Genomic DNA, 25,415 nt, shown 5'->3' with positions numbered 1-25,415 from the left:
GGTATCTATCCACAGGATTGGTACCCCCACTTTTTTGATACCTCAACTCGCGCCAGCATGGCCGTATGACTCAGCCACCACCTCGATCAGGCCCGCCGCCGCGCACTATTAATCGGCACGAGATTGCCCGTGCCGCGGTAGATGCATCTCGCGCTGCGGACGACGCATTGCGCGGCGCAGAAGAAACATCTCGCGCCGCCCGTCGTGCCTTGAAAGCCGAACCCGCACCGGTAGCTACCCGAGCTTTCGACCCGCTGGCGGATTTAGGTGATGGCGAGGATTTCGGCACGCGGGATTTTGGTGCGCGGGAGGAACGCCGCGGGCGAAAAAACCGTGGAGGCGTAAAAGGCTCGCCGCGGCGCTTTGCCTCCTTGGCTCTGGCCTCAGGGACGGGTGAAGACGTTGCCGCGCTGGCCCCCGTGGCACCGCGCGGGCGCTGGGTCTGGGATAGCCGATCGCTTCGCGCATTCGCCGTGGCGGTTTTGTGCGGGGTATTTGCGGTCTTCTTGTGGTCACTTTCCCGGCCGGGCTCATCGGCCCACGGTGAGCCGGAGGTAGCACCGAGTGGTGAATACGCGGGCCTTGCCGCAACCGATGGCGATGAGGAGCCCGCGGCGGGGGATTCGCCAAGCCCGGAGTCAGGCGCTTCATCCCCCGCACAAGGAGGAGCTCCCACTCCGTCAGACAACGCCGCGGCTTCGCCGGGCGGCACGGTCACGGTTTATATATCAGGCGCGGTCAAAACCCCCGGGGTGTACACACTTGCCGGCTCTGCCCGGGTCGTTGATGCCGTGGCGGCGGCGGGAGGAACCACACCCGATGCGGATGGGGCCGCAATCAATCTTGCTGCGCCGCTAGAAGACGCTCAGCACATCCATATCCCGCGTCCCGGTGAGGCGCCGCCGAGCTCTGCCAATGCCTCCGGTGGGCAGGGCGCTGGTGGGAAGAGCGCCGCTGGTCAGGGCGGCGCTGGCGGGAGCAGCGCGACCTCGGGAACCGTAGGGAGTAGCGCGAGCGGGCTGATTAACCTCAATACGGCCAGCGCGCAGGAGCTTGACACGCTACCCGGGGTGGGCCCGGCCACCGCTAGCGACATTGTGGAATGGCGGGAGGCAAACGGCGGCTTTCGCGCGGTTGATGATCTACTAGCGGTACCGGGGATCGGGCCCAGCAAATTCGAAAAACTCGCGGATAAGGTTACGGTCTAGAGGCCCGAACCGTGACTTTACGTGTCGATCTGCGGCTATCCTTTCCCGCGCTTGCCGCTCTGGGGATGGCATGGGTAAACGTGTCGGGGCGAGCTCTGCTCGGACTCGGGCTCTTAGCCGGCGCGGGAGCCTTAGGCGCGGGGTACGCGGCGGTGCGCAAAGCGATATTCTGCCCACTACTGGCGGCGACGCTTCTTGCGGGGGCAGCAAGCCTGGCCTGCGGTTCTTTAGCGGTACACCAGGCGCGGCTAGAAATTACTGATGTTTCTCTTTCTGGTCGGCCGGCGGCGGCGACCTACAGCCCCGAGGTGCAGGTGGAGGCAACTGTGGTGAGCCGGCCCAAAATGCGCACCGCACCCTGGGGTGAAAGCTACTGCGAAGCACTACTGGCGCCACAGTCGGTCAATGAAGCCCGCGCGGCGAAGCAGGCGCGTGGAACCGATTCACACAGAAATATCGTTATCGGCCCAAGGGCCCGAATCCGAGTTGAGTTCGATTGCTCGGCACTTCCCGGCCAACACTTCAGCGCCCGTGGGCGCCTGGAGCCACAAACAGGAAGGCGCGAAGCGGCATTCTTGCGCGCCAGGCAGAGCCAGATTTCCGGTGAGGGAAGCGGCGTGACACGAATCGTCGCCCGCATTGGTGCGTCTCTCGATGCGGTTTTGGCCGATTTTTCGCCCCCAGCGCGCGGGCTCATACCCGGCGTCGCCCTGGGTAACGATTCCCAGGTACCGGATGAGCTCAACGCGGCAATGAAAATGACCAGCCTCACTCACCTGACCGCGGTTTCCGGCGGCCATGTGTCGATTATGACGGTGTTGGTGCTCCTCGTCGTTGGCAGGCGGAACAGGTACCTATCCGGCCTCGCGTGCTCGGTTGCACTCTTTGCGCTGGTTGCACTGGTGGGAACCGAGGCCTCAGTGCTCCGCGCGGTGCTTATGGGATCAGTCGTTCTCCTAGCTATGTTCCTGGGAAAGAACGCACACGCGTTTTCTGCCCTCGCCACCGCCTGCCTGCTCGCGAGCATTATCGATCCGTGGCTGGCCACCAGTTACGGATTCCTCCTCTCGGTGAGCGCGACGGCGGGAATTATTATTGCGGGCCGGCCGCTCGCCGACCATTTGAGCATGATCCTCCCGCCGGGCCTCGCCGATGCGTGCGCGGTGCCGTTGGTGGCACAAATTTCTTGCGCGCCCGTCCTCGCGTTGTTCTCAGATACGGGATCGGTGTGGGGCGTGCTCGCCAATGCTCTTGTTGCCCCGGTGGTTGCGCCGCTCACCCTGTTAGGGCTCGGCGCGGCCGTAGCCGCACCGCTGTGCACACCGCTCGCGACGCTCCTTGCCGGCGGGGCAAGCCTTTGTACGTGGTGGCTGGCGGCGGTCGCGCGTCATCTCGCCGCGTGGCCCGGTTCTGGAATCCCCCTCCTACTGGCAACCCTGGTGCAACTAGGTATGCTCGGGGCGGCAGCCCTACCTTGGCGGCGCTACTTTCCTCCCGGGGTGGTTGCCCGCATGCCCGCGCATCGCCGAGTTCTCAACTATCTGCGCGGCATCGGGGTTGCGGGCTGGTTGCTGTTGGCGTGCACCGTCGTAGCGGGCGGGGGAGCGCTCTGGTGGTACTTTTCTCCTGTCGCGTCAGCAATCCCGGAGGATTGGGAAGCGGTGCAGTGCGACGTCGGACAAGGGTCCGCCCTCATTGCCCGCAAGAACGGGAAAACGCTAATGATTGACCTGGGCCCACCGGGCGGCGGAGCCGCGCAATGCCTACGCGAGGCCGGCGTGACGCATCTAGACGTCCTTGTGCTTTCGCATTTCCACATGGATCACGTGGGTGATCTTCCCGCGGTTCTGGAAGCTGTGAGCGTTGGCGAAACCTGGATTTCCCCAAATTACGCACCGTTAGAAAACAGCGCCTGGGCGCTCGCGAAACTTGCTGCCGCGGGGATAAGGGTGCGAGAGGTAACTGCCGGTACGGAATTTACGGCCGGCGGGGCCGATTTCGCAAAAGTGGTGTGGCCGCGTGGGGCCGTGGATAGCGATAAGCGGGCCAACGCCGATTCGATCGTGGTGGAGATTGATGTGGCCGGGGGAGTGACGGTTCTCGCGGATACGGACCGCGAATCCCAGGAGCGGATGGCGCAAAGCCTTTCACCGGCTCGCACGGTCATCGTCGGTCACCACGGGAGCGCGGATCATTCGGTGCGCATCCCGCAACTCTTACGGCCCCGGTATGCCCTCGTTTCGGTAGGAGAAAACGACTACGGGCATCCCGCTCCGAGTATTTACCAATCGTTTGCGGGCTCAGAAATTTTCGAAACCCAGCGTTGCGGTGCGATCACGCTACGGGGAAGTGAGGCTCTATCGAGGTGCTCTCCGTAGCGGACCACGCTAGCCGGCTGTGGTAGCCAAGTGCGAAAACTCGACGCGATGGCTCGCCGCGCTGACCGTGCGCTAGCCGGCGGCGGTGGGGAGAGCGGAGGCGAGGGCGGTAGTGAACGTGGAATACTTAGCGCATGGCTCGATCGACGAAAAAACGCGGGGCGAAAGACTCGGCACTTAGCTTGGACCGGCTAAAGCTCGGGCCGATTGTTGTGGTGATCAGCGCGGAGCCGGTGCTGGCGGAGCGAACCGTGGAACGCCTGAGGCGGGCCGCGGTGGCAAACAATCCCACCACCGAGGTTGTAAAACTCGATGCCAGCTCCTACCAACCGGGTCACTTGGCGGTAGCTACCAGTCCCTCGCTTTTTGCTCAATCCCGGCTCGTCGTGGCCGAGAACGCCGAAAAGATGACGGATGCCTTCCTGGCAGAAACTCTCGATTATGTTGCGCATCCCCAGCCCGAAATCGCGCTAATTATCTGCCACGCTGGCGGTAACCGCGGCAAACGGCTTCTCGACGCCGTCGAAAAAGCCGGATTCCAAGTCGGCAAGCAGGAGAAAGTCAAGTACGACGACGATAAGGCGCGGCTCGTGCGAGTTGATGTGGCGGGCGCACGCCGGGAAATCACCGATGGGGCGGTGGCGGCTCTGGTCGATGCCCTCGGCTCAGATTTGCGCGAACTGCTTTCGGCAACCGCTCAGTTGTTAGAAGATTCCACAGGAACGATTGATGAAGCCGATGTGCGCGCAACCTATGCCGGGCGTAACGAGGTCACACCCTTTGAGGTGGCCGATGCGGCGATTGCCGGGCAAACCGGCCGGGCTCTGAGCCTGGCGCGCCACGCCTTTGCCACCCGAGTGAGCCCGGTCCCCATCGTTGCTGCGCTCGCCAGCAAACTACGCCAGCTAGCCCTGGTGCAGGTGGGCGGAAAACTTACGCGCAGCGAAGACAATATGGCGTCCTGGCAAAAGGACCGGGCGCGCCGCGAGCTACGGCATTGGACCGGCGACGGGCTCGCGCGCGCCATCCTCGCCACCGCCCAAGCCGATGCGCAGGTCAAGGGTGCCTCGCGAGATCCCGAATACGCGCTAGAGCGCGCCATTGTGGTGATCGGTCAGGCCCGCGGGCGCACACGCTAAGGCGCCCGCGTCGGCGGGGCGGGCGCGGGCGCACCGGCTAAAGCGGCAGGCATGGGCACGCGCTAGGCGGCGCCGCGCTTTAGATTCTGGGTGGCAAGTGGGAAACTAGGAGCATTGATAGAAATATCAAAGCGTTTGTGCACTTGCTTCTCGCTGGGAAGGCACCAAGGAGAAAAATATGCGAATAGGTATACCCAAGAATACGGGGGCCGATGACCCGCTGGTTGCGGGAACTCCCGAAACGGTTGCCCGGCTTACCGCGCTTGGCTACGGCGTCGTCGTCGAACGCGGTGCGGGGCTTGGATCCGCCATTCCCGATGCGGCTTACGAAGAAAAGGGCGCCACGCTCGGCTCTGTGGAAGAAGCCTGGGGCGCGGATGTGGTTTTGCAAACCGACTACCCGCCGACTCAGTACCTGGATCTTATGCACGAGGGAGCGGTTTTGCTCGCGCGCATGAATCCGGGCGGAAACGAGGAACGGATCCGGGAGCTCGCAAACCGGCGTATCACCGGCCTTGCCCTTGACGCTATTCCGCGCACCTCGCGAGCCCAGTCCATGGACGTGAAATCCTCCATGCAGAATATTTCCGGGTACCGCGCGGTTATCGAGGCGGCTGCCCGCTTCGGTCGCCAATTCACCGGGCAGGTCACCGCTGCTGGAAAGATGCCACCGGCCACCGTCTACGTGATTGGTGCGGGTGTAGCGGGCCTGGCGGCGATCGGCACCGCGAACTCAATGGGCGCAATTGTTAAGGCCACCGATGTGCGGCGCGAAGCCGCTGAGCAAGTGCAATCCATGGGCGCAGAATTCGTGGAGATTCCCGTCCAGCAAGAATCCACCACCGGCTATGCCAAGGCAATGAGCGATTCGGAAGCGCAGGCAGCCGGAGAGGTCTACGCGCGGGAAGCCTCGCGGGCCGATATCGTCATCACCACCGCGCAAATCCCCGGTAAACAGGCCCCGATTCTGCTCGACGACGCCGCGCTGGCTGCAATGCAACCGGGCAGGGTCGTCGTCGACCTGGCCGCCTCCACCGGTGGAAACACCACGCAGACGGTTGCCGGCAAGGCGATCACCACGGATAACGGCGTGACCATCATTGGCTACGAAGATCTGGCGCGGCGCCTGCCCGGGCAGGCCAGCCAACTTTTCGGTCAGAACCTGGTGAACTTCTTCAAGCTCGCCACCCCGAATAAAGACGGCGAGCTCACGCTCAATATGGATGATGAAATCGTCCGCACGATTACCGTCAACCTCGGCGAGCAGATCATGTGGCCGCCGCCGCCCATCCAGGTTTCGGCACAACCCGCGCGGCCCGCTCCGGCGCCCGCCGCGCAAGGTGCTCCCGGCCAGCCCGAAGCAGCCCAAGCCCCGGAACAGCAAGGCCGTTCCTGGAAGTTCTGGCTTTTCAGCGGCCTGGCCGCCGCGGTGGTGCTGTGGATTATGTTCACCGCGCCGGTCTCAATGCGCGGGCATTTCACGGTCTTTATGCTCGCTTGCGTGGTGGGCTTCTACGTGATTACCGCGGTAACCCACGCTCTGCATACCCCGCTGATGTCCGTAACCAACGCAATTTCAGGAATTATTGTGGTCGGGGCACTCGCGCAGATCGCCTACGGACCCGTACTGGTCATGATCCTTGCGTTTATCGCCATCGCGGTTGCCTCGATCAATATCTTCGGCGGGTTCCTGGTTACTGATCGTATGCTTTCGATGTTCAGGAGGAGCTAGCGATGCAAGAAGCAATTCTAGAAATCATGAGCACACCCTCGCTGGTTTTCCAGGGCGTCGCCTACCTGATTGCGGCCATCCTCTTCATTCTGGCCCTCGCCGGCCTATCCAAGCAGGAAACCGCCTCGCGCGGTAACCGGCTTGGCGTGATCGGCATGGCGGTTGCCCTCGTCGCCACGATCTGGGTATCCATCGACTTCTCCGCCCGCTTCGGAAGCGCCGGGAAAGGCTACGTGACCGGCATACTCATTTTGCTCGCGCTTGCGGTTGGCGCGGGAATTGGAATCTGGCGGGCGCGCACGGTCGAAATGACGCAGATGCCCGAGCTGATCGCCATGCTTCACTCGTTCGTGGGCCTAGCGGCGGTGATCGTAGGTTACAACTCGTTCTTCCTTCAGCCCGGTAGCGAAAGCTCCGAAAACGCTTTCCACATGGGCGAGGTAGGCCTGGCAGTCTTTATTGGTGCCGTCACCTTCACCGGCTCGATCGTCGCCTACCTCAAGCTCTCCGGGAAGATCTCCGGAAGCCCGCTTATACTCCCGGGGCGCAACCTTATCAACCTGGGTGCGATCATCGTTTCGGTGGTCCTTATTATCTGGTTCGCCTGGACGCGGAGCGTAGGAATTGGCCTCATCCCGCTTCTGTTGCTCACGCTCATCGCCCTTGCCCTTGGCGCGCACCTCGTGTTGGCGATCGGCGGCGGAGACATGCCGGTGGTCGTCTCCATGCTTAACTCATACTCCGGTTGGGCGGCCGCCGCGGCCGGCTTCACCCTCGGCAACGACCTCCTCATTATCACTGGCGCGCTGGTCGGCTCTTCGGGTGCCTACCTTTCCTACATCATGTGCAAGGCGATGAACCGCTCCTTCATTTCGGTGATTTTGGGTGGTTTCGGGTCCGACGGCGCAGCTCCGAGCGGTGCGGCCCCCGAGTACGGGGAGCACACCGAGGTGAGTACCGACGACGTCGCGAAAATGCTCACCTCCGCACAGTCGGTTGTGATTGTTCCGGGCTACGGAATGGCCGTGGCGCAGGCACAGTATCCGGTAGCGGCCCTGACCAAGAAACTGCGCGACCGCGGTATTAGGGTGCGGTTCGCCATTCACCCGGTTGCCGGGCGTCTGCCGGGGCATATGAATGTGCTGCTGGCCGAGGCGAAGGTTCCCTACGACATCGTGCTGGAGATGGACGAGATTAATGACGACCTGGCGAATGTGGACGTGTGCCTCGTCATCGGGGCGAACGACGTCGTAAATCCGTCGTCGGCGGAGCCGGGATCTCCAATTGCCGGAATGCCCGTGATCCACGTGTGGGACGCGAAGAAGGTTGTGGTCTTCAAGCGCTCTATGGGCAATGTGGGTTACGCCGGGGTGCAAAACCCGCTGTTCTTCAATGAGAACACGGATATGTGCCTGGGAGATGCGAAGGCATCTGTGGACGCAATCAACGCGGCTATTGAATAGCGAGCGGCTAAGTCCAAATAAGGTTTGGGGGCCAGGCAATGAGCCTGGCCCCCAAACCTTGAATATTGCGCTGACAAGCGTCGCGCGTTAGGCATCGCGCCGGATTTACTCGCCGAGCGCGTTGATCTGCTTCGCCAACTTCGACTTGCGGTTCGCAGCCTGGTTCTTGTGGATAACACCCTTCGAAACGGCCTTGTCGAGCTTGCGGCCCGCCGCGTTGAGCGCGGCCTGAGCGGTTTCGCGGTCACCCTCGGCAATCGCCTCGCGCGTCTTGCGCACGTAGGTACGGATCTCCGACTTGTAAGCCTGGTTGCGAAGACGACGCTTCTCGTTGGTCAGCACGCGCTTCTTCTGCTGCTTAATGTTTGCCACTGAAAATCTCTTTCAATCAATCGCTTTTTGGTCGGTGAGGGAAGCGTTTTCCGCTGGACTGTGGGCGTGGGGCACCCGTGGTTTTCCGGAAAACTAGGACCTACCACCCGACCGGTGAAAGTCCAACAAGAAACCCTACCAGATCACCGACTGTGGGTGGGAGGCTAAGCTGTGATCTTCCCCGTGATTTGGCGGCAAAAGCATTCCGCGCGGCGATGGGCTAGGCGCGGCGTAGCCCGGCTGGGCAAAGTGAAGCCCACTTTGCGCGTCGGCCAGTGCGGCGCGCTTTAGCGGAAGCGCTCCTGATTCTCCTCAATCTGCCGAGTGGCGAGCGCGGCGAATTCCTTCGCCCGCAAGATCCCCGGGAATTGAACCTCGCGCCCATCGCCGGTGACTAGGGCGAGCGTACCCGAGCCACTGCCGCTACCAGCAGCTTCGAGGGCGCGGACCGTGTGGATATTACTCAATGGAACATCGTGCCCGGTCTTCTTCACTAGCCCGTGGCGAGCGACGAAACGACGATCCGTGAGCGTATATGTTGTTTCCTTCCAACGCAGGAATGGAATGAGGATTACCGCGGCGAGGATCGCCAAGAGGACGATGCTAACGATCCATAGGGAGAGCGGCCGCCAGGAGGCGGGAAGGAAAATCAACATGGCCAGGCCGGTTATAAAAAACAGTACGGCCGCAAAGATATTTGGTAACAGGATGGTGGCAGAAGGGTGGATATCCAGAATCACCTTTTCGCCTGGTCCTAAAAGCCGCTTCGGAAAACTCATGGACTCTATCGTGCCACAGCCGGCGTTACCTAAAAACAACCCTGAAATTTCCTGAAAACTAGTGAAAATATTTCCAGGCAAGTTTAGAATGCTGTTACTCATATCTCAATGACGAGGTTAGGAAACACATGACTCAATTCAGATTCAGGAATAAGAATCGGGCGATGGTGGGGCTTTTCGCCGTTTTCGCATTGGTTATTTCCATCTGTGTGGCTGGCGTTTCCCCGCTGGCGCAGGCAGATTCCGCGGCGAAACTGGCTCAGGAATCCGCTAGTGCAACTACCCGAGTAGTTATTCACTACGCCCCGAAAGGCGAGGCGGATCAATCCCGCGGAGTCTATCTGTGGGGAACGGACCAGGACGGGAAGGATTTAGCAGGGAAGCACTACGCCTTTACCGGCGAAGATGCTTTCGGGAAGGTCCTCGATCTGAAGGTTCCCGGCGCCTACGCTCCCGGTAAGCTCGGGGCAATTATTACCACCGAGCAGTGGAATAAGGACGGCGGAGACCGGATGCTTGATGCATCCTCGGGAACGGCAGAGGTCTGGATCCAGGCCGGTAGCGAAGAGACGGCAACCCGGCCGCCCGAGCAGTTCGCGAAAATTCCGAAGGTCCTTGACGTAACGGTCCATTACCTGCGCCCGGCCGGCGATTATGAGGGCTGGGATCTATGGACCTGGGTCGACGACGGTCAGGGGAGCGCGGTTGCGTTTACAGGCCAGGATAGCTTCGGAAAGGTGGCAACTTACCAGCTGAAGTCGGAGAGCGGTATTCACACCCCGAAGTTCATCGTGCGTCAAGGCGGAGATGCCTGGAGCGCGAAGGATCCTGGAGATGGAGATCGGGTGATTCCGCAGTCGGCAATCACCATGAAAGACGATTCCGCGGCAAGCACGGAGATTTGGATTATGGCAAAGGACGCGCAGGTGTACACAAATCCGACCGTGGTTCCCACCAAGACGGGAATTATTGGCGCGGAGATTTCCGAGCTTTCTGCAATTACGGCAACGGTGCGGGGCAACGTCCCAGCTACTGCCTTCTCCAAGGAGTCCGTGAAGGTTGAGGGCGCCGAAGTAACCAGCGTTAAATTCACTGAGGGCAAACTGCGCATCGAGGTAGCCCAGCCACTCGATCTCAGCCGTGCCTACCAGGTAAAAGCGGGCGAATACGGCGGGGCAGTGGCGAGCGCGGGGAGCGTTGTGCGCACACCCGAGTTCGACGCCGCCTACGCCTACGAGGGGGAACTGGGCGCAAAGTATGCTCCGGAACAGACCGAACTGAAGCTGTGGGCGCCTACCGCCAGCGAGGTAAAGGTCAACGTTTACTCCAATGCCAACCCCACCGCCCCGCTTGACTCGAGCGTTGCTATGGAACGCGGCGAAAAGGGCGTTTGGAGCGCGGTTTTGCCCGGTGAACGGAACCTGACCGCTTACGATTTCAGCGTCAGCTTCGCCAACGGCACCACGAATGAATCTCCTGATCCTTACGCCAAGGCCGCGGTAGCCAACGGCAAACGGTCGGTTATTCTTTCGCCCGAAAGTTCGGCGTCGGGCGCTGCCGGCGAGCGTATGCCAGCCTTCGGCCCGGCCACGAATGCATCGATCGCGGAAATGAACGTGCGTGATTTTTCCATTGATCCCCACTCCGGCATCTCCCCGGAAAAGCGCGGAAAGTTTCTCGGCGTCGTCGAAGAAGGAACTCGCACCGAAAAAGGCGCGGTCTCCGGGCTTGAATATTTGAAGCAACTTGGCGTCACGCACGTGCAAATCATGCCGATGTACGACTACGGCTCGGTCGACGAGACCGCCAGCCTGGCCTACGGTGCCCAGCAAAACTGGGGCTACGATCCGGTGAACTACAACGTGCCGGAGGGCTCGTATTCCTCCGACCCGTATGATCCGGCGGCGCGCGTGGCGGAAGCCAAGCAGATGGTGGCCGGCCTGCACGGCGCAAACCTGCGCGTGATTATGGACGTCGTCTACAACCACGTGTACGACGCCGCCTCGCACGCCTTCAACCAGACGGTCCCAGGTTACTTCTTCCGTTACAACAGCGAAGGAAGCCTGGTCAATAACTCCGGAGTCGGCAATGATACCGCCTCGGAGCGGGCGATGATGCGCAAGTACGTCGTCGATTCGGTGACCTACTGGGCCAGCGAGTACAACCTCGACGGTTTCCGTTTTGACCTCATGGGTCTGCACGACATCGAAACGATGCGCCAGGTGCGTACCGCCCTCAACAAGATCGATCCGTCGATTATCTTGCTGGGCGAGGGTTGGGATATGAATACCACCCTTCCGAAGCGCGACATGATGATCCAGCCGAACGCCTACCGCGTGGCACCCCGCCTGGGAGACAATGGCCTGGCATTCTTCAATGACTCGATTCGTGACGGACTGAAGGGTTCGGTTTTCAACGAGTCGGATACCGGATTTGTTTCGGGCAAGCCGGGGCTGGAAACCTTGATCGCCAATAACCTGCTGGCCTGCCAGAACTCCGAGGGTTTGGCGCCGTGCACCAATGGTAATGACCAGACGCATTACGCCGGTCCGGGGCAAATCGTCAATTACGTGGAAATCCACGACAATCTGACGCTGTACGACAAGCTAAAGGCCTCCCGTCCAGAGGACTCTGAAGCCACGCGCTTGGCGCGGGCAAAGCTGGCTACCTCAGCCGTTTACCTGGCGCAGGGCATTCCGGCCCAGCAAATGGGCCAAGAATTCTTGCGCACCAAGGGTGGCGACGAAAATTCGTATCGTTCCGGCGACGCGGTCAACGCGATTGATTGGGATCGAACCGTGGAACAGGCGGATGCGGTGGCCTACACGCGCGGCCTTATCGAGCTTCGTAAGGCCACCCCGGCTTTGCGCAAGCCGACCAATGAAGCGATTTTCCGGACTGCTTCGGTTGTTCAGGCTCGCGACGGCGTCGTCGCCTACCGGGTGACCGACGGCGAAGATACCTACGTGGTGATTCTCAATGCCAACGAAGCGCCCGCAAAGGTCGCGGATATCGCCGCGGGTGACTACGAGGTGCTCGTTGCTGACGGCAAGGTCAGCGCGGAAAAGCCCGCGCGGGTAAGTGTTGGCACAGAGGGCTACGAGGCTTCCGCTCTTTCGGCAACGGTGTTGCGAACGGCCAAGGCCGAGCAGCCTGGCGGCGATCCGAGCGAGGAGCCCAGCCAAGAGCCGCAACCGAACCGCGGCATCTTCTACGCCGATGCGTGGGGTCAGCCGGCCGCTAACCGAGTGATCAACTACGGTAACCCGAGCGATGAGCTCCTCTTTGGTGATTGGAACGGCGACGGCGTCTCCACCCCAATGGTGCGCCGCGGCAACCACTTCCTCGGTACAAACGCCTTCACCGGCGTAGCCCGGTTTGAGTTCTGCTACGGCAACGCGGGCGACGAGGTGCTGGTTGGTGATTGGGACGGCGACGGAGTCGATACCCTCGCGGTTGTCCGCGGCAATCGGGTGCTAATGCGGCAGTCGCTGAGTAGCGGCGTCGCCGACCGGGAGATTAGCTACGGCAATCCCCCCGACCAGCTTATCGCCGGCAACTTCGACGCCGATGCGGCTTCTGAGCTCGCGGCGGTACGCGGAAACACTGTTTACCTGCAGGCTGACCTCTCCCAGACCAAGGCGCCCACCGTCTTACAGTACGGTACGACGGGAGATCGCGTGGTCGCCGGAGACTGGAATGGAGACGGCATCGACGGCATTGCGGTGATTCGCGGCAACGCCTTCCATTTGCGCAATGCGCTGGAGACGGGCGTGGCGCAAAGCGTTGTCTACTATGGTGATAGCACCGATTCGTCCTACGTGGGGGATTGGAACGGCGACGGCGTGGACACGCCGGCCGTTGATCGCCGCTGAGGCGGCTCGCTAGCCGAAGAGCGCATGCTCTAAGGTTTTGAAGCGGAGATTAGCCGCTCCCTGAAAGTTGGTTTAGCGCCTTCTTTCGGGGAGCGGTTCTATTTTCAATCGGAGCGTTTCTATATTATATAATCGCTATCTAAGCATTATTTAAGCTCCCGAAGACTCCTGTAGCCCAACTTCCGCGGGTCCGGCGGGTGCTGCAATGTGCGGATATGGGTGGGTGCAGGTGTGGAGCTGTGGGTTTAGCCTCGCGCGGATGTGAAGCCAAGCAAGGCCAGGGTGAAGGCCTGCGGAACAGACTACAATGGTGACGAAATTTGTCTGAAGGAGAACTGTGCCCACTTCGTCCCCGAAAGAAATCGCGGCTATTCAGCCCGGCCACACGCCGCCCGAGCTTATCCGGAATTTTTCCATCATCGCGCATATCGATCATGGAAAGTCCACCCTGGCTGACCGGATGCTCCAGCTCACCGGCGTCGTCGAGCAACGAGAAATGCGCGCGCAGTACTTGGACCGTATGGACATCGAGCGCGAACGCGGCATTACGATCAAAAGCCAGGCCGTGCGTATGCCCTGGACGGTTGATGGTCAGGCTTACGCGCTCAATATGATCGATACCCCCGGTCACGTCGACTTTTCTTATGAAGTCAATCGTTCCTTGGCGGCCTGCGAGGGCGCCCTTCTACTCGTCGATGCAACGCAGGGAATTGAAGCCCAGACCCTGGCGAATTTGTATATGGCTCTAGAAGCCGATCTCACGATTATTCCGGTGCTCAATAAGATCGACCTGCCTTCCGCCGACCCGGAGAAGTACGCCGGAGAAATCGCGAACTTGCTGGGCGTGGATACTAATGAATGCATTGCCGTCTCGGGCAAGACCGGCGAGGGCGTGGAGGCGTTGCTGGATCGGATCGTGGCGGAGGTGCCCGCTCCCGAGGGAGATCCGGCGGCTCCCGGGCGCGCGCTGATTTTCGATTCGGTGTATGACACGTACCGCGGCGTCGTCACCTACCTGAGGGTGGTCGACGGCGACTTTGACCCCAACGAAAAAGTAAAAACAATGGCGACCAACGCCATTCACGACGTGAGCGAAATAGGCGTTATTTCGCCGGAACCGGTGGCCACGAAGGGCCTGGGAGTGGGCGAGGTTGGCTACGTTATTACCGGCGTGAAAGAGGTGGGGCAGACCCGCGTGGGCGATACGCTCACCAGCGCGACCGCTCCGGCCACGGTGCCGCTGGCCGGCTACGAAGATCCGAAGTCTATGGTCTACTCCGGGCTGTATCCGGTGGATGGCTCAGACTTCCCGGTTTTGCGCGATGCGCTGGATAAACTCAAGCTCAACGACGCCTCGCTTTCGTATGTTCCGGAGACATCGGTGGCGCTGGGATTCGGATTCCGTTGCGGTTTCCTGGGTCTTTTGCACTTGGAGATTATCCGCGAGCGCCTGGAACGCGAATTCGATCTCGACATTATTGCGACCTCGCCCTCGGTGGTTTACCACGTGGTAGCCGAGGATGGAACGGAGCTCGAGGTAACTAACCCGAGCGAGTTCCCGGACGGGAAGATTCGCCAAATTCGCGAGCCGGTGGTAGCGGCAACGATTCTGACGCCCGCGGATTACGTGGGAACGATTATGGAGCTGTGCCAGGAGCGGCGCGGAACCATGAAGGGCATGGACTACCTATCGCCTGAGCGCGTGGAACTGCACTATCAACTCCCGCTGGCTGAAGTGGTGACCGATTTCTTCGATCAGCTCAAGTCGCGCACTAAGGGATACGCTTCGCTCGACTACAACATGGACGGTGAGCAAGAAGCCGATCTGGTAAAGGTTGATGTGCTGCTTAACCACGAAAAGGTAGACGCGTTCTCCTCAATTGTTCATCGCGATAAGGCCTACAACTACGGGAATTCCATGGCGCGTAAGCTCAAGGAGCTAATTCCGCGTCAGCAATTTGAGATTCCGGTGCAGGCTGCGGTGGGCAGCCGGGTGATTGCCCGCGAAACCATTAAGGCGTTGCGTAAGGATGTGCTTTCCAAGTGCTATGGCGGTGACGTTTCGCGTAAACGAAAGCTGCTCGAAAAGCAGAAGGAAGGTAAGAAGCGCATGAAGTCGATTGGCCGGGTGGAAGTTCCTAACGAAGCCTTTATCGCCGCGCTTACTTCCGATGCGCCCACCGGAAAGTAGAGGCTAGATTCATGCCTAATACTCCTACATCCGCCGAGATGGGCGGCGAGGTGGCCCCGCGCCGGCATTGGCGGATTCGCTCCTTTTCGATGCGTGGTTCCCGTTTGGGACGCGATAAGGAAAAGCTTTTCGCGGAGCATTCTGAGCTACTTCTCAAAATGGTTCCGGGCCCCCTGGAAACCACGGTTGATCCGGCCGCGCCGTGCAATATCTCCGAGCAGTTTGGCCGGGAGGCTCCGCTCGTAGTGGAGATTGGCCCCGGTTCGGGGGAACAAGGGGTTGGCTACGCGGTGCGAAATCCGCAGGTAAATATGCTTTTAGTGGAAGCCTGGGAGCCGGGTGCGGCGCGGTGCATTGCTACCGCGGTGCGCGAGAAGGTGAGCAATGTGCGCATTTTATGCGCCGATGCCGCGCAGGCACTGCCGGTGCTTTTCGGCCTTGAGGCGGCGGGGATTGACGATTCGGAAGCGATTATCCGTTGCGCCGATAGAATCAATCCCGATCATCCGAATGCCTCTAATCCGCGCGCGGCGGAGGTGTGGACGTTTTTCCCCGATCCGTGGCGCAAGAAGCGGCACCACAAGCGGCGCCTGGTAGCGCCACTTTTTGCCGGAATCGCGGCGGGAATGCTTGAAGATGAGGGCGTGTGGCGTATGGCAACGGACTGGGATAATTACGCCTGGCAGATGCGCGACGTCGTTGAAGAAAGCGAATTCTTCACCAACCCGCATCGGGGAGAAAACCCGGACCCGAACGACCCGGAGCCGGAGCGCGGGGGATTTGCGCCGCGCTGGGATAAGCGCGTGCTCACCCGTTTTGAGCAACGCGGAATCGATGCGGGGCGAACCGTGCATGACGTGGTGGCGCAGCGTCGGAATCGAGCCTAGGGTTTGCGCGCGCAATGTGCTGCAGAAGCCCTGAGCGCACAGGTAGTTGGCCTGCGCGACCCCGATGTGAGCTCGGGTTTTTCTGCCTACGTTCATATTCCGTTTTGCCGGGTGCGTTGCGGATACTGCGATTTCAACACCTACACGAAACTTGATTTCGGCGAAGGTGCCTCGGCGGCGAGGTTCCCGGAGGCGCTGGAAAAAGAGATCCGCCTGTCGCGCCGGGCGCTGGTTGGCAAGCAGGCGAATCTGCGGACGGTGTTCTTTGGCGGTGGAACGCCGACGATGCTCAATCCGGGCCAGCTCATCTCAGTGCTAGAGAACCTCGATCGCGAGTTCGGCTTGGCGCCGGAAGCCGAGGTCACGACCGAAGCGAACCCAGAAACCGTGACCGAGGAAATCCTTGATGAGCTCAGGGCCGGCGGGATTACACGTTTTTCCTTCGGGATGCAAAGCGCGGTGCCGGAAGTTCTGAAAGTCCTCGAGCGGCTCCACACCCCGGGCCAAGTGCGCCGCGTGGCGCGATGGGCGCGTGAGACGGGCGCGGAATTTTCGCTTGATCTGATTTATGGGGCGCCTTTCGAAACCCTTGAGCAGTGGGAACGCTCGCTTGACGCGGCGCTCGAACTCGAACCTGACCATATTTCGGCCTACGGTTTGATCGTTGAGCGCGGAACCAAAATGGGGCAGGCGATAAGGCGGGGAAAACTTCCCGCTCCTGACCCTGATCTGCAGGCCGATAAATACGAGTTAGCCGATGAAAAGCTCCGCGCGGCTGGCTACCGCTGGTACGAAATCTCCAATTGGGCCAAACCCGGAAAGGAATGCCGGCACAATATCCACTATTGGCGCAACGACAATTGGTGGGGATACGGACCGGGCGCACACAGCCATATCAACGGTGAGCGGTTCTGGAACGTCAAGCATCCCCTCGCCTACGTAAAGCGCCTAAATGAGGGGCTTTCGCCGGTGCAAGATAGTGAGAAGCTCAGCGCGGTTGAACGCGAGGAAGAGCATATTATGCTCGGAATTCGCACCCGCTGGGGGATTGATACACCGCCCGAGGTCGATCCGCTGGTAGTGGAGCAACTGCGAGCCGATGGGCTCATCGACGCCGCCGCGGCGGCCCGCAATCGCTTGATTCTTACCCGAAAAGGAAGGCTTTTGGGAGATGCGGTAACCCGGGAGCTGTGGGCTTAGCGAACGGTGTTTCGCACCAGGCGGCGGCGTTGCCGTACCGGGTGCAGGAGCCAACCGTAGCGTCGGTTGAGTTGGGCGGCGCGCTGGGGGATAACGTTCATGAGAACGACGGCGCTGAGCACGCAGGCAATACCCACCCACTGGTCGAGTCCAATGGATTCACCGACTACCAGGGTTCCGCCCGCGATTCCTACCAGCGGTTGGAAGAGCACCAAGGTGGCACCCACGCACGGAGAGATGAGCGGAAGCGCGGCTTGGATTCCCAACCAACCAACCACCTGGGTGGTGATCGCAATGGCGATCATCCAGCCCCATCCGGCCAGGTCGAGGTGGAAATTGGGGGCGCCGCCCGCGAGCGACGCCACCGGGGTTCCGGCCGCGCAGGTCACGGCGCAGACAATGACCATTTCGGTGGCGGTGTGCCCGGTCGGAGTGGCGCGGGTGAGGGTGACCATGTAGCAGGAGTAGAAAATCGAAGCGCCCGCCGCGAGGGTGATCCCAAGCAGGAAGGTGCTGGAGAACATTGCGCCGCTGGAGAGGCCAGAAATCAGGAAGATGCCCAGGATGGCTATGGGAGCCGCGAGGAAGAAAATCTTCGGGATGCGATTCCTAAACAAGAGCAGGCACATAACCGGGACGATAACTACCTGCATATTAGAAATAACGCTTGCCACGGCCGATCCGGCGTAAATTACCGCGGGGGTCCACATCCCGATGTCGACGGCGAAGAATAATCCAGCGAGAGCGTAGACCCCGGCTTGCCGAAGCGGGATAGCCCCAGCCCGGCGCCACTCGAAAATCGCAATCGGTATGAGGAGCACGCCGCCGATAACAAACCGATAGAACACAGCGGTCGAGGCATTTTCCCCGGAAAGGCTGATGAGCGGCGAGACCATGCCCACCATAATCGACGACACGATCAGTGTGACGCGCGGATTGACGGCGGTGACCTTCTCGATCAGGCTTTGTTGGCCAGCGTGGCTAGTGGTTTGCACGAGGCCTAGATTAGTTTCTTTCAGTTGAAGTTTTTGGCTTAAATTCGCCGTTTTCTGGCAGGTCTGGAAAGGGTAAACCGGGTTTGAAGACCCCGGGGTGAAGGCGTCACTGTTAAGAGAATTAATTAGATGAAAATTGCCCTTTGCGTTGAACAACCATGACGGTATTTACTTGAATGTTACCGATGTGCGGTTGAGCACAGTGCGCCGGTTCGGCGCGGCGAGCGAAGCGCTACCTTAGCGCCTACGCTTCGGTAACGAAATCGATAAGCTCTTCCATTCGTCCCAGCAAACTCGGCTCAATATCTTTGTAGCTTTTGACGCAGGAGAGGATACGGGACCAGCCGATTCCAATATCCGCGGGGGACTGTGCGGGCCAACCCAGGCGCCGCAGAGTTCCGGTTTTTATATCCTCTCCGCGCGGTACCTCCGGCCACCTCGGGATTCCCAGCGCTTTCGGCTTGATTGCCTGCCATACATCAATATAGGGGTGGCCGAGGATAAGAACTCCCGGGCGGGCCGCGCGCTGAGCTATACGCGATTCCTTTGAGTTGGCCACCAGGTGATCCACGAGCACGCCCGCGCGGCGGGTGTTCGACGGCGCAAAGTCGTCCAAGATCTGCTCCAGATTGTCCACCCCGAGCAGCTCCTCAACCACCACGCCCTCCAGCGCGAGGTCTTCTCCCCAGACCTTCTGAATTAGTTCGGCGTCGTGCTTGCCTTCCACCCAAATGCGCGATTCGCGCGCCGTGCGGGCGCGGGCCTTGACGTGAAATGAGCCCGAAGCGGTCACCGCGCGTTTCGCGGGCCGCTTAGCGGGAGTGGGCAGGCGCAGTTCAACCGGCTTGCCATCGATCCACCAGCCTCGCCCGAGGGGAAAATAGCGGCGCAGCCCGCGCGCGTCCTCGACCTCCATTTGCCAGATGCCACCGCGTTTTGCCACGCTCATGATTTCACCCACGAAGCCCGATTCCACGTCTTCGATGACTAGGCCGGGCCTGGCCTCAACCGGAACCGAGGCGGGTGTGATGGCGAAGTCGCCGTAGCGGTGCGGGTCGGAGGAGAGGACGTCACGCCCGTAGCGATCGGGCCATTGGTTGGAGAAGCTCACCGACATAGCGTATGGCCGAATCCTCCCGAGGGCGTAGAATTAGCACTCGGGCGCGTCGAGTGCTGGCGTGAGCGTGCCGGATATTGGCGCGGGCCCGAGGGAGCGAAGGAGGAATATGGCTACGAAAGATCGGCGCGAGCGCGTGCTCGAAGCAATCGTTCGCGACTACGTGACCAACCGCGAACCCATTGGCTCCAAAACGTTGGTCGAACGCTATCAGCTAGGGGTTTCGCCGGCGACCGTGCGCAATGATATGGCCGCTCTGGAAGAAGAGGGCCTGATCGCTCAACCGCATACCTCGGCGGGGCGAATTCCCACTGATGCCGGGTACCGGCATTTCGTTGATTCCATCGATAAACTCAAGCCGCTTTCCGCCGGCGAACGGCGTGCAATTGAGAAGCTCCTGGACGGCGCGGTGGATTTGGACGATGTTCTCAGCCGGGCCGCGCGCCTCCTTTCGCAAATCACGCGCCAGGTAGCGGTGGTGCAGTATCCTTCGCTCGAACGCGTGACCTTGCGCCACCTGGAGCTTGTGCCCAGCGGCCCCAACCTCGTTGTCCTCATTTTGATTACCAGCGCAGGCAGAGTCGAACAGCGGGTGCTACATCTGCCCGAGCCGGTTGAGGGCCAGGTCGTTGAGGATCTTTCGCGCGAACTGAACGCTATCGTGGTTGATCACCAGCTACAGCAAGCCGCGCAACTGATTGTGGACCAGGCGGCCAAGCTACAACATCCGCAGGCAAGCATAAGCTCGGCGGTGGCCGAAGCAATTGGGAGCGCATCCTTGGCGGATACCGAAGAGCGCCTGGCCTTGGCGGGAACGGCCAACCTTTCCCGGCACGCGGTGGATTTCGCTCATTCGATTACTCCGGTTCTCGACGCATTGGAAGAACAGGTGGTGATGCTACGGCTTTTGGCCGCGATGGACGCGGGCGTGGCGGTCTCGATTGGAATGGAAAACGAGCATCGCGACCTGGCGGAAGCCGCCGTCGTCGCCTCCACCTACGACGTTCGTGGAAGGGCGGTGGCGCGAGTGGGCGTGCTGGGCCCAACGCGCATGGATTACCCGGGGAATATGGTCGCGGTGCGAGCTGTTGCCAAGTACCTTTCGGATATTTTGAGCGATCAGTAAGCTTTTGCGCCGGTACCCGCCCGCCGCGCGAGGCGGATGAGAAACAAACGAAGAAAGTGCACGGAAACTAAGCAGTGGATTATTACGAAACTTTGGGCGTGAAGCGCGATGCAACGCAAGCGGAGATCCGCAAGGCGTACCTGCGGCTTTCCAAGGAATTGCATCCGGACCATGCCGGGCCGGAAAAGGCTGAGGAGTATAAGGCCGTCAATGAGGCCTACACGGTTCTCTCAAACGAAAAGTCGCGGCGCGAGTACGATGCTGGCGGCGCGCAGGGCGGATTTGGTTTCGACGTCGGCGATATTTTCAGCACCTTCTTCGGTGCTGGAATGGGCGGCGCAGCCAGTTCGCGTGGTCCAATTCCCCGCGGGGAGCGCGGCCAGGATTCGCTCTTGCAACTCTCGGTCGAGCTGAAAGACGTTGTTTTCGGTGCCGAACGCGATCTGCACTCGTCATTCTTCGTGCGTTGCCACAGCTGTGAGGGAGACGCCTGCGCTCCCGGCACCTCTCCGGTGCCCTGCTCGAGTTGCGGAGGAAGCGGAACGATCCAGCGGGTGGCAAACTCGCTTTTTGGGCAGATGGTAACCCAGGCTCCCTGCCCCGATTGCCAGGGTCACGGCACGATTATCACGACTCCGTGCCCGCAGTGCCACGGGGAAGGGCGCCTGCGCGAAGACAAAACGGTTCACGTGAAAATTCCGGCGGGAATGGAATCCGGGATGCAGTTGCGTTTCTCCAATGAGGGCGACGCCGGCCGCCAAGGTGGCGGTTATGGCGATCTTTACGTGGAAGTGACCGTCAAGCCGGATCCTATCTATCAGCGCTCCGGCTCGGATTTGCTGGCCGAGGTGCAAATTCCTATGACCAGCGCCGCCCTTGGCGCAACTATTACGATCCCCACCTTCGACGGCGAAAAAGAACTCGAAATCCCGGCCGGCACGGATTCGGGCACGGTTTTGACCATGAAGGGACTGGGCGTGGGGCGGATGCGCGGGAGCGGACGCGGAAACATCCGCATGACGATCGCCGTGAAAACCCCCACCGACCTGGATAAAGAGCAGCGCGAAGTGCTGGAGAACCTTGCCACGCTTCGCGGCGAGAGCTTCGCGGATGCGGAGCTGAGCTCGGAGGGTCAGTCCTTCTTCTCGAAACTCAAGGAAAGGCTTGCGGGACGGTGACGCTTCCTCTCTTCCTTTCTGCCGCGGTGACGCAGGCGAATGTAGGCCAGGCTATTTCGCTCGACGGCGAAGAAGGCCGCCACGCCGTGCAGGTGCGCCGAATCCGCGCGGGGGAGCGCATCTATATTTCGGACGGCGCCGGCAAGCGTGCCACCTGCCTGGTGACCGAGGTGCAAAAGCGCGAGCTGACGGGGCGGCTCGAGGCGCTGATCGAGATCCCTGAGCCGCCGTGCAAGGTGCGGCTCATTCAAGCGCTGGCCAAAGGCGGGCGCGATGATCAGGCCATCGAAACGGCTACAGAGTTCGGAGCCTGGGAGTTCGTGCCGTGGCAATCTGACCGCTCGGTAGTCAACTGGCGCGGCAAGGAAGCCAAAGGCCGCGAGCGCTGGGAAGCGGTGACCCGAGCCGCCTGTAAGCAATCCCGGCGCAGTTTCCTCCCGCGCGTTGCGCAGGTAATGACGAGTGCGCAATTGGCGCGGTGGCTAGCGGAGCAGAGCGAGACGCTCACGCTGATCTGCCACGAGTCAGCGCAAACGGGGCTGGAGTCTGTGCCGGCCAAAGCGCTTTCCGGAGTGGTGAACGTCGTCGTCGGACCCGAAGGGGGAATCAGCGCGGACGAGCTCGAGGCGCTCACCGCGGCCGGCGGCAGGGCGGTGCGGCTCACGGAGGATGTGCTACGCGCGGCGACGGCGGGTCCGTACGCGATTGCGGCTATTCGTGCGATTCGGCAGTACGCGGGGTTACGATAGGAGATAATGACAGACTCTGCAAAAATAAAGATTCGCCATATCGCCGTTCCCGAGCGAGTATCGATGATCAATTTGCTTGGCCATCGTGACGAAGTATTGCGTGTACTCGAAAAAGGCCTTGCGCCTACCGAAATCTATGCTTTGGGTCAGCGCATCGTTTTGCGCGGTGAGGATCCGGATCTGGATTTCGCTCAGTCCCTTATTGAAGAGCTTATTGGCGTGGTGGAGGACGGGGAGGTTCTTGCGCGCGACGCCGTTGAGCGGGCGGTGAGTATCGCCAAGGCCGGGGTGGAGAATCCCACCGCGCTTATTCAGACCGATATTCTTTCGGTGCGCGGGAAAACCATTCGTCCCAAGACGCTGGGTCAGAAAGCGTATGTGGATGCCATTGATGAAAACTCGATCACCTTTGGGATCGGGCCGGCCGGTACGGGAAAAACGTATTTGGCGATGGCGAAGGCCGTGGTGGCGCTAACCGAGAATCGGGTGAAGCGAATTATTCTTACCCGCCCGGCGGTAGAGGCGGGGGAGTCGTTGGGGTATCTGCCGGGATCGCTCAACGATAAAATTGATCCCTATCTGCGCCCGCTCTACGATGCCATGTACGAGATGCTTGATCCGGAGTCAATTCCCAAACTCATGGCTGCGGGCACCATTGAGGTGGCGCCGCTGGCCTATATGCGCGGGCGAACGCTCAATGACGCTTTCGTTATTCTCGATGAGGCGCAAAATACCACCCCGGAGCAGATGAAGATGTTCCTCACCCGGCTTGGATTCAACTCGAAGATGGTGGTGACCGGCGATATTACCCAGATCGATTTGGGTGGTTCGCATAAATCGGGCTTGTTGCAGGTGCGGCGGATTTTGCGTGATGTGCCCGGAATTCACTTTTCCGAGCTTTCCAGCGCGGATGTGGTGCGCCACCGACTGGTCGCTGAAATTATTGATGCCTACTCTCGCTGGGAGGCGCGCGACGCCGAGGGGGCGCGGCCGGCGCGGGACCGCTACAGGTATGAGCGTGACGGCGGCGGTGCTTGGCGGGAGCGCGACGGCGCGGAGGCTCGGCCCGCGCGCGACGACGATGCCGAGGCCAACCCGGCGTAGCACTAAACGCGAGCTACGCGTAGAAAGTAGATCTTGAGGATAACGACGAATGATTGATGTGAATGACGAATCGGGATTTGGCCCGGTGATGGACTTGGAGGAAATCTCCGAGCTGGCGCGCTTCGTATTTGACGAAATGCGCGTCCATCCGCTGGCCGACCTCAATGTGCTCCTGGTGGATGAAGAGACCATGGCGGAGGCGCATGTGCGCTGGATGGGCCTGGAGGGGCCCACGGACGTTATGAGCTTCCCGATGGATGAGCTTCGGCCGGCTCCTCCCGGGCAGGCTCCGCGCCCCGGAATGCTGGGCGATATCCTGGTCTGCCCACACGTTGCCAAGCAGCAGGCCATGCGTATGGGGCACTCCACCGCGGAGGAGATTCTGCTTTTGGTAACCCACGGGATTTTGCATTTGCTGGGTTATGACCACGCCACCCCGGAAACCAAGGAGCGGATGTTTGGCCTGCAGCGCCATCTCCTGCTCGTTTTCCTCGCCGAGCGCGGCGGGGGCGATCCGAAACCGACGGAGGTTTAGCGTGGTCGCTCTTCCTTCTGCTCCGTTCTATGTGGGAGCGGTCATTTGCCTCTTCTTGGGAATGTGGGCCACCGTGGTCAGCGCGGCGCTGGGCCGCATGACGCGCACCGAGGCAACTAACGCCTACGCGGATTCGCGCGAGAGCGCGGAAAAGGTTACTAAGATCCTTACCCTACGCCCGGCCGCATCCATGGGATTGGCGACTTTGCGGGCGCTGAGCATGAGCGGCTACGGCATTCTTTTCACCCTCGCGCTACTGTCTGATTTTGCCGAGCTCTGGCCGGTTCCGGTGATTTTCTTCGGGGTGACCCTGCTTGTCCTCTTTGGCTTTGCTTTCGTCAACCCGCTTGATTTCGGGGCGAGCCGGCACGTGAAAATCATTGCCCGCGCCCAGGGTTGGCTTTATGCTCTGGCCCGGCTGTTCTCGCTGGTGGTGCGCGAGAAGGAATTCACTCCGGAAGAATTCGAACAGCGCCAGGAAGACCAGCTTGCCATGATGGTGGAGCGAGTTTCCGAGTCCGCCGCGATTGAGGATTCGGAACGCGATATTTTGGAATCGCTGTTCGATATGTCGAACACGATGGTGCGCGATGTTATGGTGCCCCGTCCCGATATGATCACCATCAGCGCTGATCAATCTTTGGATAAAGCGGTCTCGCTCTTTACGCGTTCCGGCTTCTCCCGCGTTCCGGTTTACGACAAAACCATCGACAATATTGTGGGCGTGGCCTACATGAAAGACGTGGTTCGCCGCACCCACCACCGTCACGATGCCGAAGGCGTGACGATTGGAGATATTTGCCGCGATGCATTCTTCGTGCCAGAGATGAAAATTATCGATGCTCTGCTGCGCGAAATGCAGAACAACCAAGTGCATATTGCCCTGGTGGTCGACGAGTATGGGGGCATCGCCGGTCTGGTGACAATTGAGGATTTGGTGGAAGAGCTGGTGGGCGAGATTGAGGACGAACACGATCGCTCCACCCCGGATATCGAAGACCTCGGTGACGGTAGCTACCGAGTAGCCGCCCGCGCCTCAATTGATGATTTGGGTGATGTGTTCGACGTCGAGCTTTCCGATGACGATGTGAGCACGGTGGGCGGCCTCCTCACCAAGATTCTTGGCCGCGTGCCCATTCGCGAGTCCAGCGGCGAGATTGACGGCATCCACGTGTCCGCTGATCGGTTTGAGGGCCGACGCCGTCGCCTGTCTACGGTGATCGCTCGCCGAGTGGATGAGGAGCCGGAATCGGAGGAATCTTAGGCGAGCGGCACGCCCGCCTGAGGCGGGTATGAGTGCGACGTGCCAGCTAGACTGTGGAAAGTCTAAGCGGGCGGACGCGGGAAGTATGCTTTTTCGCGTTACAAAAGAAACGGAGAAGTTGAG

Annotated in this window: 19 protein-coding genes; 15 read left to right on the top strand and 4 right to left on the bottom strand. The window is 60.6% G+C overall.

The genetic code is table 11. From position 1 onward, the window contains the following. The first annotated feature begins 65 nt into the window (after nt 1-65). The 5 genes from BN2664_RS03000 to pntB all read left to right on the top strand — a co-directional run bounded on the left by BN2664_RS03000 (nt 66) and on the right by pntB (nt 7,920). A complete protein-coding gene (locus BN2664_RS03000) occupies nt 66-1,208 on the top strand; it encodes a ComEA family DNA-binding protein (RefSeq protein ID WP_081586582.1) in 1,143 nt (380 codons plus the stop codon). Between the two features lie 11 nt (nt 1,209-1,219). Then, a complete protein-coding gene (locus BN2664_RS02995) occupies nt 1,220-3,586 on the top strand; it encodes a ComEC/Rec2 family competence protein (RefSeq protein WP_007001696.1) in 2,367 nt (788 codons plus the stop codon). 134 nt (nt 3,587-3,720) lie between these two features. Further along, complete coding sequence (gene holA / locus BN2664_RS02990) at nt 3,721-4,725, top strand: DNA polymerase III subunit delta (RefSeq protein WP_007001697.1); 1,005 nt, start codon at nt 3,721-3,723, stop codon at nt 4,723-4,725. A 178-nt stretch (nt 4,726-4,903) separates the two neighbouring features. Then, complete coding sequence (locus BN2664_RS02985; protein WP_007001698.1) at nt 4,904-6,457, top strand: Re/Si-specific NAD(P)(+) transhydrogenase subunit alpha; 1,554 nt, start codon at nt 4,904-4,906, stop codon at nt 6,455-6,457. A 2-nt stretch (nt 6,458-6,459) separates the two neighbouring features. Beyond that, complete coding sequence (pntB, locus tag BN2664_RS02980; protein WP_007001699.1) at nt 6,460-7,920, top strand: Re/Si-specific NAD(P)(+) transhydrogenase subunit beta; 1,461 nt, start codon at nt 6,460-6,462, stop codon at nt 7,918-7,920. Nucleotides 7,921-8,025: 105 nt separating this feature from the next. Here pntB and rpsT read toward each other — a convergent pair whose 3' ends face one another. Together rpsT and BN2664_RS02970 are read right to left on the bottom strand one after the other, a co-directional pair. Continuing rightward, a complete protein-coding gene (gene rpsT, locus BN2664_RS02975) occupies nt 8,026-8,292 on the bottom strand; it encodes a 30S ribosomal protein S20 (RefSeq protein WP_007001700.1) in 267 nt (88 codons plus the stop codon). Nucleotides 8,293-8,579: 287 nt separating this feature from the next. Then, nucleotides 8,580-9,071: a PH domain-containing protein gene (locus BN2664_RS02970; protein ID WP_162137581.1), complete on the bottom strand. Its 492-nt coding sequence runs from the start codon at nt 9,069-9,071 to the stop codon at nt 8,580-8,582. 128 nt (nt 9,072-9,199) lie between these two features. On the opposite strand from BN2664_RS02970, the gene pulA reads away from it, so the two are divergent. The 4 genes from pulA (at nt 9,200) to hemW (ending at nt 17,224) form a co-directional block, all read left to right on the top strand. Further along, entirely contained in the window at nt 9,200-12,946 is a 3,747-nt protein-coding gene (pulA, locus tag BN2664_RS02965; protein WP_007001702.1) for a type I pullulanase, read from the top strand. A gap of 337 nt (nt 12,947-13,283) precedes the next feature. Then, the gene (gene lepA / locus BN2664_RS02960) at nt 13,284-15,137 is read left to right on the top strand and encodes a translation elongation factor 4 (protein ID WP_007001703.1); all 1,854 of its coding nucleotides are present in this window, start codon (nt 13,284-13,286) and stop codon (nt 15,135-15,137) included. Between the two features lie 11 nt (nt 15,138-15,148). After that, nucleotides 15,149-16,024, top strand: a complete 876-nt coding sequence (trmB, locus tag BN2664_RS02955; protein WP_007001704.1) for a tRNA (guanine(46)-N(7))-methyltransferase TrmB — start codon at nt 15,149-15,151, stop codon at nt 16,022-16,024. Nucleotides 16,025-16,027: 3 nt separating this feature from the next. After that, nucleotides 16,028-17,224, top strand: a complete 1,197-nt coding sequence (hemW, locus tag BN2664_RS02950) for a radical SAM family heme chaperone HemW (protein WP_007001705.1) — start codon at nt 16,028-16,030, stop codon at nt 17,222-17,224. On the opposite strand, the gene BN2664_RS02945 is transcribed toward hemW, so the two are convergent. Both BN2664_RS02945 and BN2664_RS02940 read right to left on the bottom strand, forming a co-directional pair. Continuing rightward, complete coding sequence (locus BN2664_RS02945; RefSeq protein ID WP_040317371.1) at nt 17,221-18,219, bottom strand: DMT family transporter; 999 nt, start codon at nt 18,217-18,219, stop codon at nt 17,221-17,223. The genes hemW and BN2664_RS02945 overlap by 4 nt on opposite strands. A 244-nt stretch (nt 18,220-18,463) precedes the next feature. Further along, nucleotides 18,464-19,336 (bottom strand): DUF3097 family protein, encoded by an 873-nt coding sequence (locus BN2664_RS02940; RefSeq protein ID WP_007001707.1) that lies wholly within the window; start codon nt 19,334-19,336, stop codon nt 18,464-18,466. Between the two features lie 109 nt (nt 19,337-19,445). Between BN2664_RS02940 and hrcA the strand changes: the two genes are divergently transcribed. From hrcA to BN2664_RS02910, 6 genes are all read left to right on the top strand, one after another. Next, nucleotides 19,446-20,462: a heat-inducible transcriptional repressor HrcA gene (hrcA, locus tag BN2664_RS02935; protein WP_007001708.1), complete on the top strand. Its 1,017-nt coding sequence runs from the start codon at nt 19,446-19,448 to the stop codon at nt 20,460-20,462. Between the two features lie 74 nt (nt 20,463-20,536). Further along, complete coding sequence (gene dnaJ, locus BN2664_RS02930) at nt 20,537-21,640, top strand: molecular chaperone DnaJ (protein WP_007001709.1); 1,104 nt, start codon at nt 20,537-20,539, stop codon at nt 21,638-21,640. Beyond that, nucleotides 21,637-22,389, top strand: coding sequence for a 16S rRNA (uracil(1498)-N(3))-methyltransferase (locus BN2664_RS02925; RefSeq protein ID WP_007001710.1), 753 nt, complete (start codon nt 21,637-21,639; stop codon nt 22,387-22,389). Before dnaJ ends, BN2664_RS02925 begins: the two co-directional genes overlap by 4 nt. 6 nt (nt 22,390-22,395) lie before the next feature. Continuing rightward, nucleotides 22,396-23,493, top strand: coding sequence for a PhoH family protein (locus tag BN2664_RS02920; RefSeq protein ID WP_007001711.1), 1,098 nt, complete (start codon nt 22,396-22,398; stop codon nt 23,491-23,493). Nucleotides 23,494-23,542: 49 nt separating this feature from the next. Beyond that, complete coding sequence (gene ybeY, locus BN2664_RS02915; protein ID WP_007001712.1) at nt 23,543-24,028, top strand: rRNA maturation RNase YbeY; 486 nt, start codon at nt 23,543-23,545, stop codon at nt 24,026-24,028. A 1-nt stretch (nt 24,029) separates the two neighbouring features. Then, complete coding sequence (locus BN2664_RS02910) at nt 24,030-25,292, top strand: hemolysin family protein (protein ID WP_007001713.1); 1,263 nt, start codon at nt 24,030-24,032, stop codon at nt 25,290-25,292. Nucleotides 25,293-25,415: the final 123 nt, after the last annotated feature.

This window comes from Actinobaculum massiliense, assembly GCF_001457435.1.
Lineage (GTDB): Bacteria > Actinomycetota > Actinomycetes > Actinomycetales > Actinomycetaceae > Actinobaculum > Actinobaculum massiliense.
This window is presented reverse-complemented; position numbering and strand designations above follow the sequence as displayed.